The organism is Saliphagus sp. GCM10025334 (assembly GCF_042663485.1).
Lineage (GTDB): Archaea > Halobacteriota > Halobacteria > Halobacteriales > Natrialbaceae > Natronosalvus.
The window spans coordinates 19,326-32,057 of record NZ_JBHTAF010000007.1 but is presented as its reverse complement, the minus strand read 5'-3'; the positions used below and the strand labels follow the sequence as shown (position 1 = coordinate 32,057).

General features: G+C 52.2%; 12 protein-coding genes and 1 pseudogene. 7 read left to right on the top strand and 6 right to left on the bottom strand.

Annotated elements, in window-relative coordinates:
• The first annotated feature begins 503 nt into the window (after positions 1 to 503).
• The gene (locus ACFQO4_RS19230; RefSeq protein WP_312912848.1) at positions 504 to 2,837 is read left to right on the top strand and encodes a cation:proton antiporter domain-containing protein; all 2,334 of its coding nucleotides are present in this window, start codon (positions 504 to 506) and stop codon (positions 2,835 to 2,837) included.
• 948 nt (positions 2,838 to 3,785) lie between these two features.
• The gene (locus ACFQO4_RS19225) at positions 3,786 to 4,442 is read left to right on the top strand and encodes a DUF7504 family protein (RefSeq protein WP_500262452.1); all 657 of its coding nucleotides are present in this window, start codon (positions 3,786 to 3,788) and stop codon (positions 4,440 to 4,442) included.
• A gap of 201 nt (positions 4,443 to 4,643) precedes the next feature.
• On the opposite strand, the gene ACFQO4_RS19220 is transcribed toward ACFQO4_RS19225, so the two are convergent.
• The 5 genes from ACFQO4_RS19220 to ACFQO4_RS19200 form a co-directional block, all read right to left on the bottom strand.
• Positions 4,644 to 4,772 carry a hypothetical protein gene (locus ACFQO4_RS19220; RefSeq protein WP_500262451.1) on the bottom strand — a complete coding sequence of 43 codons (129 nt, stop codon included), beginning with the start codon at positions 4,770 to 4,772 and terminating at the stop codon, positions 4,644 to 4,646.
• Positions 4,773 to 4,927: 155 nt separating this feature from the next.
• Positions 4,928 to 5,167 (bottom strand): hypothetical protein, encoded by a 240-nt coding sequence (locus ACFQO4_RS19215; RefSeq protein ID WP_500262450.1) that lies wholly within the window; start codon positions 5,165 to 5,167, stop codon positions 4,928 to 4,930.
• Positions 5,168 to 5,303: 136 nt separating this feature from the next.
• Entirely contained in the window at positions 5,304 to 5,534 is a 231-nt protein-coding gene (locus tag ACFQO4_RS19210) for a YetF domain-containing protein (protein WP_500262449.1), read from the bottom strand.
• On the bottom strand, positions 5,535 to 5,660 hold the full coding sequence (locus ACFQO4_RS19205; protein ID WP_500262448.1) for a hypothetical protein: 126 nt from the start codon (positions 5,658 to 5,660) through the stop codon (positions 5,535 to 5,537).
• 122 nt (positions 5,661 to 5,782) lie between these two features.
• On the bottom strand, positions 5,783 to 6,781 hold the full coding sequence (locus ACFQO4_RS19200; RefSeq protein WP_312912871.1) for an ion channel: 999 nt from the start codon (positions 6,779 to 6,781) through the stop codon (positions 5,783 to 5,785).
• Between the two features lie 364 nt (positions 6,782 to 7,145).
• On the opposite strand from ACFQO4_RS19200, the gene ACFQO4_RS19195 reads away from it, so the two are divergent.
• On the top strand, positions 7,146 to 7,430 hold the full coding sequence (locus ACFQO4_RS19195; protein WP_312912857.1) for a hypothetical protein: 285 nt from the start codon (positions 7,146 to 7,148) through the stop codon (positions 7,428 to 7,430).
• 34 nt (positions 7,431 to 7,464) lie between these two features.
• Complete coding sequence (locus ACFQO4_RS19190; protein ID WP_500262447.1) at positions 7,465 to 8,697, top strand: cation:proton antiporter; 1,233 nt, start codon at positions 7,465 to 7,467, stop codon at positions 8,695 to 8,697.
• Positions 8,698 to 9,274: 577 nt separating this feature from the next.
• Here the strand turns inward: ACFQO4_RS19190 and ACFQO4_RS19185 are convergent.
• Positions 9,275 to 9,505, bottom strand: coding sequence for a hypothetical protein (locus tag ACFQO4_RS19185; RefSeq protein ID WP_312912860.1), 231 nt, complete (start codon positions 9,503 to 9,505; stop codon positions 9,275 to 9,277).
• Between the two features lie 200 nt (positions 9,506 to 9,705).
• Here ACFQO4_RS19185 and ACFQO4_RS19180 point away from each other — a divergent pair, with 200 nt between their 5' ends.
• From ACFQO4_RS19180 to ACFQO4_RS19170, 3 genes and pseudogenes are all read left to right on the top strand, one after another.
• On the top strand, positions 9,706 to 10,572 hold the full coding sequence (locus ACFQO4_RS19180) for a hypothetical protein (RefSeq protein WP_500262446.1): 867 nt from the start codon (positions 9,706 to 9,708) through the stop codon (positions 10,570 to 10,572).
• 831 nt (positions 10,573 to 11,403) lie between these two features.
• On the top strand, positions 11,404 to 11,829 hold the full coding sequence (locus ACFQO4_RS19175) for a CBS domain-containing protein (protein WP_312912864.1): 426 nt from the start codon (positions 11,404 to 11,406) through the stop codon (positions 11,827 to 11,829).
• A 65-nt stretch (positions 11,830 to 11,894) separates the two neighbouring features.
• Positions 11,895 to 12,512 (top strand): annotated as a pseudogene (locus ACFQO4_RS19170) (transposase domain-containing protein).
• Positions 12,513 to 12,732: the final 220 nt, after the last annotated feature.

The following is a 12,732-nucleotide window of genomic DNA, read 5'->3' as shown; positions in this document are numbered from 1 at the left end:
ATTGACTTCTGAGTGGCCAGCTCCCGTTGTTCGTAGTTTTACTCCGTCCGCGATGACCAGTTACTCACCACTCAGCGCTTTGGCTCACGCATTCCTGAAGGTCATTTCGTGACGAACGGCCGTAGAGGTACTTACCCAACAACAATTTAGACCACTGAGACGACGGCATGTTCGGACTATAGATTCTCATTAGAGCTGCACACCGCACACGAGGTTGGATATTATCACAAATTGATACGAACTGGCAAACGGGAATTTTTACTTATGTCCAATAACACTCTGATATACGTAAGGACCTTTTCCTTAACCGCTATATTATTGGACACGATTATCTATGTAGGGGCAAACACAACCACAGCCTTTATTTTTGACTGCACAACAGGCTCTAATACCGTGAATACACAAGGAGAGACATTTCGTCTTCGAGGTGAAACGGCCGCGGATTCGGTCCAGCTGACTACGCGGGTCGAGACCTACTGGATTTCCATGGCGCAGACTGATTCATGATCCTCATTCAGAATACGGAAGCCGAGGTCATTGAGCCAATCGCTCACGAGCAGCTGCTTTGGCTATTTCTCATGCTCACCGTGCTTCTCGTTGTTGCTCGAGGACTGGGCGAAGTTGCGAAATATTTTGATTTGCCTGCTGTCGTCGGTGAACTCTCTGCCGGCATCTTGCTCGGTCCATCGGTAATTGACGCCACCTCAATCGTCTTCCGTTCCGTCTTCTCTCCCGAGACGCCGATCGATCCGCAGTTTCATCTCATAGAAGTCGTTTCGTGGCTGGGGCTCCTTATGCTCATCATCCTTACTGGATTGGAAACCGATCTCGATCTCATTATCAGTCGAGGCGTGGATGCGACGATCATCTCGGTTGCGAGCATCGTGGTTCCGTTCGTGATGGGATTCGCCTTCGCCTGGTACCTTCCTGATCGGTTCATCGCCGGACCTGGTCAGCGACTTGTCTTTAGTCTCTTTGTCGGCACAGCACTCAGCATCTCTGCGATTCCAGTCATTGCGAAGATTCTGATGGATATGGGTGCAATCCGTCGTGACTTCGGCCAGATCTCACTCGCTGTGGGGATGATCAACGACACCGTTGGATGGATTCTACTCGCACTCGTTGCGGGACTCGCTAGAACAGGACAAATTGAACTCGGTGAAACCGCACTGACGATCCTCTACCTCGCAGTCTTTCTCGGGGTCGGGCTAACGCTCGGCCAGCGGGCTGTTGCGTGGATTATTCGCGTCGTGGACGATACGATCGGAGGTCAAGTGGCGAAGCTCACAACGTTGATGGCGCTTTCACTCGGGGTTGGATCGTTCACGCACTACCTCCATCTCGAAGCGGTACTCGGAGCATTCGTCGTGGGCATTCTCGTTGGACAAGTCAAACGGTTTGACTACGAGACGGAACACACGTTCGAAATGATCACGATTGGCGTGTTCGCACCGATTTTCTTCGCCACTGCGGGGCTTCGCGTCGATTTAAGAACGCTCGCAGATCCGACCGTACTAGCCGTCGCTACAGCTGCATTAGGAATCGCAGTTGCGGGTAAATTCGTCGGGTCGTACGTTGGGGCGAAAGTCGCGGGGTTGTCCCACTGGGAAGGGGTAACGCTGGGTGCCGGACTGAACGCTCGAGGAGCCATGGAAATCATCGTTGCGATGATCGGCCTCGGGCTTGGTGTTCTGACGATCGAGATGTATAGTATTATTGTAGTGATAGCCGTCGTCACCTCACTCATGGCTCCGCCGTTGTTGCGGTGGAGTCTCCCGCACGTCCCGATGTCGGAAGAAGAACGAACACGCCTCGAGCGTGAAGAACAGGAAGCTGAGAGCTTTCTCGGTCGGATGACCACAGTCCTTCTTCCAACTCGCTGCGGGATTGACTCGCAATACGCCGCACAGATGCTCGGTTCACTTACGCACGAACACGAGATTGACGTCACTCATATGTACATTGATCAGCCGAGTGGACCACCATCAACTCAGTCACAATCGCTTGGTTCCCGTACTCGCCAATTGTTGCTCTCGAAGATATCTTCGACAGGAGAGAGAGGACAAGATACAGAAAATCCGTCAAGTAGGTCAGTACAGACCGATGATCCAGGGCTTCTCAACGAGGGCACCCAGTGTCTTAACGTAATGCAAGAACAGTTCGATCCATCTGGCGATCGAACTGCTCGAACGATGCTGCGACAGGAAACGGACAGTCTCAAAGAGACGGTTCTTTCAGAAGCTCGTGAAGACTACGATATGCTCGTTCTGGGAAGCGCAGAACGAGGTGCACGGCCTAACGATCCTCCATTCGGAGACCTCATCGACAGCATCATTCGAGACAGTCCATGCCCGGTCACGGTTGTCCATGCAAATGCCAAACCTGACGGTGTCGTCCTCCAACGAGAGGGGATCTCACGAATCTTGCTCCCAACGGTCGGGGCCGAATACAATCGTCACGCAGCCGAGGTCGCATTTTCGATTGCCCAGACTGAAAATGCGCTCGTGGAGATCATCCACGTTGTCAATAAATCACAAGTCAGTGATCGGTTTATCGAAGAGCCCGACATTGAACAGGCTCGACAACTCGGCGAGGAGATCGTCGATGGCGAGGCTGACCTCGGACGACAACTCGGTGCCGAAGTTACGACAAGCGTCATTGTCTCAGAACAGGAGCCGGAAGACGAGATCGTCGAGCTCGCCCGTGAGAACGAGGATGATCTAATCATCATGGGAGCGAGCCTTCGTCCGGTCTCTCAACGAGCATTCTTCGGGCACCGGGCCGAGTACGTAATTCGCAACGCTGATTGTGCTGTTGCTATCGTGTGTTCGGTCTAAGCTTTCATCTAGAATCGACTCCTCGAACCGTCAATTTCTCGTTGAAAAAAGGCGAAACAACAAAGTTAGTCCGCCTCGGGCATGGCGAACCCGAGTCCACTAGGAAGACGTATGCGTCTGACGCCGCGGACTATTCCCTCAGCCGAATGGCCTCATCGGGCCGATTCCTGTGAGGATAGAGAGTGAACCTCCCACGCCCATATCCTGATCTCATGTACAAGTAACCAGCCGATGGGCTTAACAATTTGGATTTGTCCAGTACATTATGAAATAGAGTATAAGTCGTTACGCTCAGATTCATTTATATAGGATGATCTATTTTTAGCGAACGGTTTCATCTGTTTACCATCCGCTGAGTAAACCATACCCAGTATGACCTCTCAAAATCGGCTTTCAGGGCTTCAGCAGGGTCTGGTGTGATCGAGACTCTACCAACAATTCAATTTTCGAACGTATGCACTGCGCGATCTCGAAACGGCTGACTAGTATAGGGAGAAACTGTTCACACTCAGTGTCCATATCAAGATATGCTCTTCTGGTAGTTCACCGAGCGAAACTTATTTGTGAATGCACCTCCAAATTTTGCTGGATATAGGGCTTTGTCCCGTGTTTTCTCTATTCGCCACGGTTCACCACTGCAACAAGTGGTGATAGGGCATTGCTCATAGCATGCCCAGCCACGCACCCTTCACATGGTGCTTCCTGCGGGACCAAGCCGTTCTCCTGATCATGATTCACGAAACAGATCTCCCATGTTCGGACTGCGACACGAGGCTTGTTGAGCAAACCGCACACGTAACAGAGTTAGAGATACCAACAAATTGGCAAGGAACTGTTGTGGTTGCTGAGTGCCCGAAGTGTGGTGCTCGGTACTACCCAGAAGAAACGCTCTCAAAACTGAGGGACGTGATGAGCGATTCACACTCTTGGAGCGATAATTGAGTAACCATGAATGATTTCTCACATGCAGCGGCAGACCTCAGTTCAATGTCTCTTCCTTCGTTTCCAGAGACTCTAGGAAGTGGATCAACAGTTCTCGTTGCAGGGACTGTTGATCCATCTCACTATGCGCTTGGACTTCGGGCTCTTTGTCAGTATGGCCACGATAGTGAGTCTGCTCTCGTTGTGACTACTATCGAAAGTGCCGATCAAACATGCAGTGCTTATGAGAGAGTCTGTTCGACGGACCGCCCCCTGATCGGCCTTGTTGATACGACCTCCGAAAGACAGTACGTGTCTTCGTTTTATAGAGACTCACCTACGGTCTATACGCCATCATCAGCTGATCTCGAACGAATCGTGATTGCACTTTCAGATTTAACCGAAAGTAAGCTTCCTACTACAGAGACTCGCCATCTTGTTATTCGCTCACTCACGCCGTTGCTTCGCAGTTCACCGTCAAAACGAGTCTGTCGAGTTCTACAACGAATTACAGGATTGCGAACCGGAACCGGAATCGGATTCTTCGGTCTCAATTATACGGAACACGATAAGCAAACGATCGCAGAGTTATCGCATCACGTCGATGGGATTCTTTGGGTTACACAGGGATCTGACCACGACCTTGAGTTTGAATATCAAGCAGCAAGGAATTATTCTCGCTAAACAACATCGATTCCTCCATGCACTGGGGAACTTATCAAAAAGAGGATCTTAGTTTCAACGGTTCGTACGCTCTGTAGAAGTGAATAGTGATTGAATCAGACCTGCACTCGTCGCTCGCCTGGGCGTCTTCACTCATAGCCAGCCTATGCTAATGGCTCTCATAAACTTACTATGATTTTTCGAGTGAATATCGTTGTGGGTTCAGGCTGCTTGCTCTTCGTCGAGTCGCCACGAAAAGATTGCTCGGAGGACGACGACGAGGCTATTTCGATCGCCTGCGCCCCAGATTGCCGTTTCTTTGATCTCATCACCGCCGTCGGAACCGTTCATAAGCGCACTCACGAGTGCCGTCTCTTCATCAGTGATCAACAGGTTCCCGGCCGATGTATCTTGCCACTCCCACAAGGTTTCGAACAGCTCGGCTGACGGAACCATTTCCTGAATCTGATCTTGGACCTCGTCTGAAATTCCCGCGAGATAGATGTCTACCCCCCCCCCCGGTCATTGGCGGCCTGAAGCTGATCGAGATGGTCGTCGGTGAGTAGTTCATCGATGGTCATGTAGACGATTTGCTCGTCTGCCTCGGCGATGAACTCGTCGACACGAGATGCGACCGCTTCCCGTCCGGTCACCGTCCAGACGCCGAACTGTTCGCGTTGTGGTTGGGCCGGCCCGATCCCCTCCAGACACTCCGCAAGTTCGGTAATCGTATTTTCGCGTCTCATCTTGAGCATACGGATGATCGTCTCCTCGGATATCACGGTGAATTTTCGCGGCGTCGTGTGCTGGATGTCGATGGAGCCCAGCTCGTGGAGCCGATCAGCCGCTTCGTGTCGAGTGTTTCGCCAAACACTATCCCATTCACGGCAGACCCGATGACAGAGAATCTCCACTCGATTCGAGCACGACCGTCTCGACCTCATCGAGCGAGCCGAACTTTTTCTTGCGAACAGTCATCTGCACTTCGGACTTTGTCACTCGCTGGCGGCGCATCGACTCGTCGATGAACTTTCCGCGGAAATACAGCAACGATGGCGGGCTCGTAACGACGCGGCTGAAAAACGGCCACCGGATCTGTATCCACGTCACCATCTACTGAATCGCGACGAGCAGCCCGAATGCGACAAGTGCCTCGGCAAGCGCGACGCTCTTGGCCGTCAACGCCTGCCCGAATACTGAGTCGATGGCGACGGTCACGATGAAGTCGAACGCGTTCATACTCTACAACGTTCGACTCCCCGAGATACGCAGAAAGAAGATCAGCGCGACGTACATGGCAATCCAAACGACGACGATTCGAACGATCGGTGCCCAGCCAGCGAAGAAGAAATTGATACTCGTCATTGGTCAGTCGGTGGCCAGTGCCAGGCATCTGCTTCCACGACGCCGAGGAGTTTCCGACGCCGTTCCGCCAGGTCGTCGAGGGCGTCCGCAAACTCCTCATCGGAGACGGTGGGGATTCCCTCGCCACCGAGCCGATCGAGATCAGGTGGTGGCGGTACATCGTCGGCAGGGTCGATGAACGCCTTGTCGAGCGTTTTCAGGTAGTTATCGCTGGCTGATCGAGCGTTCTTTAGCAACACCGAGTACGGCTGCGCGTCGTCCGTGACACCGAACCGGAACAGCGTGAGCGCCTCGTCGAAGACGGCGACAGCCATCGCCGAGGCGTCCTGGGACTGTTCGCTGTGATAGTAATGGAGGATCGGGTAGGCCTTGTGTTGGTTCGAGAGTAGATCAAGCTGGGAGGTGAGCGAGTTCAACGGCAGATCAAATCCCTCGAAGTCCTCACCGTTCCAGCTGCTCTCGACGATCTCTTCGCCCCGCGTGCCGAGTCCGTTCACACTGCTGGCGAACGACCGCTTCTCGGCGACAGCACCGAGGACCGAGAGGACGTACGAGACACCCATCGTGACGAAGAGCATTCCGCTGGCGGTCGTGAGTGAGGTGGCGATCTGCCAGATGCCAGCTGGCGGGTAGAAGTCGCCGTTCCCCATCGTGAACATCGTGTATGCGACGAAGTAGATCCGCCCTGTCCATGTTACGGGGACATCCGAACGGGCGGCGATGAGCGCGTTTTCGCCGCCGGCGAAGAGGAGCGTCCAGCCTGCCCAGATGAACCCCACCCACATCACGAGCGTCAATGTGAGAATGATCGGGCCGGCGAGACCCAGCAGTCGCGACCGTTCGCTCCCGGAGCGACGGAGGCCTCGCCACACCCAGGACGTCAATCGCGCGGAGAGCGGGCCAGACCCACCGTCGACCCACAGGGTGGTCCACAGAATGTCGATGATCGCGGCGACGAGCAACGCCGCCCCGAGAACCAAGTATACCAGCCGCATCGACGCCGATAATTGCAGGGGTATATCGGTCAGCCAATTCCCGATAGAGAGCGCACCCATAGTGAATATGAAGCTCTCACACATCTTAGCTAGTCGTACAACGCGGACGCGGAAAATGGTGGTGACCCGAACAGAACTAGCAGTCGTCGATACCTTCACTTCAGGTTCTGTTCTAAACCTAGGGACAGATTTTTCTCTGTCTCCTGACTCTATTACTGGTGTGAGAAAGACGAGCCGGAAATCTCAACCAGTGGAGCAGTATCGGTCTGCCGTCGATGGAGTCACACTTTTGCTCGTTCTCGCCCTCGTAGTAGTACAATTGTATCGCGGCCTGACGGCAGGGGTCATTCAAGATCCGACCTCGATGCACAACTTTGGGATCGCATTCACCCTCCTCGCCGGGCTGGGCCTCTATTTCACGCCGTACTGGCGCCCCGTCCTGTACTTCGTCGGCGCCATCTTCATGGGAACGCTCACCGTCTTCTGGGGGTTGCGAGAGCCCGTCACCGACATCCTCGAGGTAAGCCGACTTGCCCTTGGCAGCACCCTTGTTCTTCTGTTCAGCTATCTCTTCTATCGAGCACGCACTCGGTACGTACAAGCAGAGAATCGAGCGACAACTGACGCACCACCCGACGACGGCCAGTAACGCAACACGCTAACACCGCCTTCCAGTAATTTCAATGTCCGACGTTGCCGCGCTGGTCATCCGGGTGTTAGCGGTCTTCTGTCTCGGGTTGGCCGTCCGGATCTTCGCGGTGCGGAGCGAACAGGTCGTCTATCCCGTCGCGCTCGTTCTCGTCGGTCTCATCGTTGCCATCACGCCGTTCGAACTCGGTATCCGGCTCTCCCGAGACATCATCATGATCGGGCTGTTGCCAATCATCCTGTTCCAAGGTGCCGCCGAACTCGACCTCGACCAGCTCCGTGAGACGGCGCTGCCACCGCTCCTGTTGGTGATTCCGGGGTTACCCTTGACCGCCGCCATCCTTGGCGGCTCAGTCGCATATTTGCTCGAGCTACCGCTGCTCGTTGGCCTGCTCTTCGGGGCGATTATCGTCCCGACTGACCCAGCCGCTGTCCTAGCAATCTTTCAACAACTCGACGCGCCTGAAGACCTTGAATCAATCATCAAAGGCGAGAGCGTCTTCAACGACTTCGTCGCCATCGTCCTCTTCACCGTTCTCGTAGATCTCGTGGAAACACAGGAAGGGACAGGCCAGACGGTCACGGAGCTCACGGGACTGGCGACGATTCGACGACTCCTCGTCGAGATGCTCGTCGTTGGTGGCGGTGGCCTCTTTGTCGGTCTCCTCGTTGGGTTTGTGGGGAATGCCGCGATTCGCTGGGTGCGTGACCGGCAAGCGACGCTGTTGATTACGGTCATCGCTGCCTACGGCAGCTACCTCATCGCCTCCCAGGTGATCGGGATCAGTGGCGTCCTTGCAGCCGTGACGGCAGGCCTGGTTATCGGTCATACGGGTGGCTGGGACGAGGAGCCGACGCGGACGGTCGAGTTCATGAAGGAAGTCTGGCAGACGGCAGTCTTCCTAGTCAACACTCTCCTCTACATCTTGATCGGTGAACTCGTCGCGCCTGGTCTCCTGCTGGATAACGCTGTACTCGTGAGCGGTGCAGTCGTACTCGTTCTCGTAGCGCGGGGGGTCGTGGTGTATCCCCTGATGAGCGCTGCGAACCGAGTGCTCACGAGGCCAGTACCGAGGAAGTATCAGCACGTCATCGTCTGGGGGAGTCTCCATACGGTCATCCCTGTTGCACTCGCGTTGAGCCTCTCCGACGCCATGCAGTTCAGGGAGGAGATTCGAGCGATGGTGTTCGGTGTCGCCGTCCTGAGCGTCGGGATTCAGGGATTATTGATGCCAACGGTTCTGAAATACACTGGAACAGCGTCGTAGCCACCAAGAGAACCGTTCTATCGATTCCCTGTTTGAGCCGAGAGAGCAGAGGACTGGTATGAGAACCGTTGTATGACATCCGATACGCCTATTAGAATCGAGTTCACTGGAGCCACCCTTTCTCAACGTAGTAGACTACCACCTCAGCACGTTGGGATTCGATGAGTGGTCCGGTCGGTAGCTGAATCGCTGAGTACATCAGTCGATAAGTATGCATCCGTATGTACCGGTTGGTTCTACCCGGTGTGATTGAAATAAACGAGGTCAATGTACTGCATCCATACTCTGCAGTCAGCACACCTGATAAGAATCAATCATTGATAAAAGATTTCAACGGACCGTTTATTATAATTTGGCCAGTAATTAGGAGACAATCAGCGATAACCTGAATATCAGGATGAATGATTAACAGAGGGAAAGAACTATAGAAATCCTATAAATGGCCTTTTTGACCAAGGATATAGAGGAAAAGAATACAATATTCGGAAGGCCTTATAGGTCTCCTACATAGAGGATACTGCTTGAGAAGTACGTAGGAACCTGTTTTCTTCCCTGCTGACTGATTTAAATAGGCCTCTCACTCGATTTGTTGAATAGTCGGTTCATTTTCATCGACTTCCCCCTCATATACCAACTCGTAGCTCGCTTCCTCTGGCCCTCCAACCTGGAATAGCGTTGTCTTGGTTTCTCCATTAAATGAATAAGAAATCGAAATATCGGATGGATGGTCGAGCATTTGAACGATTGTATCAACAGCTTCCTGAAGCGTTGCGGCATTGAGTGTACTAGTCGCCATTTCGTCATTCATCGAGTTTGTATTGAATATCCTGCTATAAGGATTCATTCCCATAGTCTGCTACTGAAGAAGTGCGATCAGAAGGCCACATCGGGGACTTAGTCGCACACACATCAAGATTGGCCACTCAAGCGAATTGTGATTTCTCAGGAACATATATTGAATCGCATTATGCAGACTACTTTTATCGAGTGGGAAAAGTAGTCTCTCACATGGCTCAGGAATTCATTTCTGAATATGGACTCGATCCAGACGAGTTCATTAAACGTCTCGCTGATCGTTTCCAGAATCGTTTCTCCAAAATAGAGCGACGATCTATTGAAGAAGCAATTTTCGTTGACGGTGGGCCTGTCGACTATCTCGTGTGGATTTCGCTTGAGGGGTATGAGAATCACACGTTTTTCTACCATGACGAGGAACCCAATGTAGAGTTTGTTCAACGGCTACTTCTCACATCGCCTGCGAAAGAAGAAATGCCACTATTCAAATCATTTCTTCAACAGAATTACGAGACATACACCGACCTCAACAATACAGTTCTACTCGAAATTCGTGACACGTATCTTCCTCAAATGGGTGAACGACCGCGGGCCAACATCGGAATCTGCCACAATCCTCTTGACGATCGAATTGTCTCTGGCGTGAGTGGAATCCCACGACGGCAAGAGCAAGAGATTTTCGATGATATGGATAAAATCGTGCCAGACAGGACATTTGAAAAGTTCATCACTTCTACCGTACAGACCCTCCAGACAGAAATCGAAGAGGAAGCAGATCGGCATACGATTTCTGGGGAGATCCGCGATATTCTTCAACAGGACAGAGGATTTACGTTGGAAACAACGAAAGAGCTTCCCAAAGGTATCCATCCGCAATACACGGGCGAAGAGGCTGACCTCTGGCAGAAACCTGTCTCACGAGTTGACTATATGGACGGGGCTCAGGGATTCCTCCAGATTTGGATCCCTATTGATGAAGAAGAAATCGCGTTAGTGAGCGCAACTGCCGGTGAATATGACCGAGAGGCGATTGTTGACGCCATCCGCGAGGAGTTTGAAGTTGTTCTCGGGACGTGTTGATACGTAACGCGGTCACAACGATCTAGCCGCGTTTCTGTTGTCTACGACCGACGAAACAATCCTTTGATACGGATGAGTATACTACTATAGAACGGCGGCGATGACGAATGGTTACCCCACTGAGCCCCTTGTGATGACGCGGGAAGCCGAGTCGCCACTTCTGGAAAACGGCTTCATTGCCTTGAGACCTTCTATACCATCAATTCCACACCAATCAGCCCAATCGAGTGCGGACGATAGCTTTGAGACTGTATTAGTAACGTCTCAGTTGAGATTGACCTGCCATTCATGGCCACATTCTTTGCACTTGAACCGAAGGATTTGATTTCCGTTCTTATCTCGACCTCTGCCAACTGATCTTGATACGAAATTCTCGCATTTGGGACACGTGGTTGGCACAGGAATCTCTTATCTATCCATTGTAAAGAGGGCATCGCTGCTTCAGCAGATTACTTATATTCCGTCACCGCCGAAATGGAGGACGTCGAGCCGCGTAGAGTCTCCTCGTCAAGTTCAATTTGGGCATTATACGCATGCTCGCCAGTGAATGGCATATCCTCTGCGAATGAGATACACACTCATTCATACCCCACTCATCATAATTGCTCTCCGTTAGCTAAGAAATCAAATTATGAACCGGTCTCGTTCCGAATGCTGTCTATACAGCAATAGAGCGGCTAATAGTGCTTTAGCTAAAAACCTCAGTTGGTCATATTACTTCTATATAACATCAATTGATAATATACTAACAGACTACGAAAAAGACGATGTTTTTGAACATATTGAAAGCCTCATCTTGAAGAGTTCTCGTGTGGTACGCTACCTTGAATCATGACCGTTGGCAACCTCGGACCAAGCGATGTCGTAACGGCAAGTCCAGAAAGTACGCTTGGAGAAATCACTGAGCTGCTGGACTCCGAAAACGTGGGCGCGATTGTACTCACAGAAGATGAGTCGCCGGCCGGAATCGTAACTGACCGTGATGCTGCTCTGGCAATCCACCAGCACGACGATGTTGCAGACATCTCAGTACAGGAAGTGATGTCAGAAGATCCAGCGACGCTACGAGAGGATGAAGAGGCAATGGAAATCTCCCGGGCGATCAAGGAAAACAATGTTCGTCGCTTCCCGGTTGTTGATGAGAATGGGAGTCTCACAGGAATTGTCACTCTTGATGACCTCGTCGCGACAATAGGTGAGCAATTGGATAATGTCGCAGATACAATCGAGTCCCAATCGCCAGAGTACACCCCGTAAACAGGACTCTCGTACGATGGCCGACGTTTAGTCATGCGTAAGACGGGAGAAATTCTTGCTGATTGATAGCAGAGACCTCCCACTTCAGCGGCAATGTAGACCGGATTGAGTTAGCATTTGTGGAGTGCAAGCGGACACCTGGGCTAGCAATGGAGCTGGATATTTAACCCTATGTTTCAGGTTGCCACTACCGAATATCGTCGGATTGCTCGGTTGCTAGGGTATCAACCGCAGTCGGAAAGCAGCCTACAATTGGGTGCAACAAGCCGATCTACAGATAGAATCTGGGCGAGCACGCATCAGATTGCTCTTGACGAACCAGTGATTCGGATCAACGACCAGCCTCCGACTGTACGTCGCTGCTGCCCCTAAACAAACGACCAGCTCCGTGCCCGGCTGTTTTCGACGACAACCGCCGCACTCACCAAGATGCCTCTCACTGGACTTCAGCAGAAGCACCACATCGAAACTACCGTGTTTCTCGTTCATGAGGTGATGCCCCTCCAAACCACGCTTCAACGAGCCAGCCTCCGATTCTGATGCATCGTCACGGAAATCGAAACGCTGTCGAACGAACTTTCTGAGAACTCAAACGCTGAACCTCGTCGCCCTCGAACTGCTTCAGTCACGTTGAACCAGAAACCGATGAATCATTGCTACAAACCTTCACACCGGCGCAATGAGGCAAACTAAACATAACCTGCTGCACAGTGGGAAGGTTTTTAACCCTCGTTGCGAAGATACTGGTACCAGTTCATCGCGTCTCTCGACAGCTTTGACCGAGCGCTCGGTACTCGATTGACCGATTCTTCCGAGAGATTCTGGCCAGTCGGTCTCTCGATACCGAGTACGCCACCGACGTAGACCACAACAACCGATCTCGGTCAGATTGTAACGAGACAG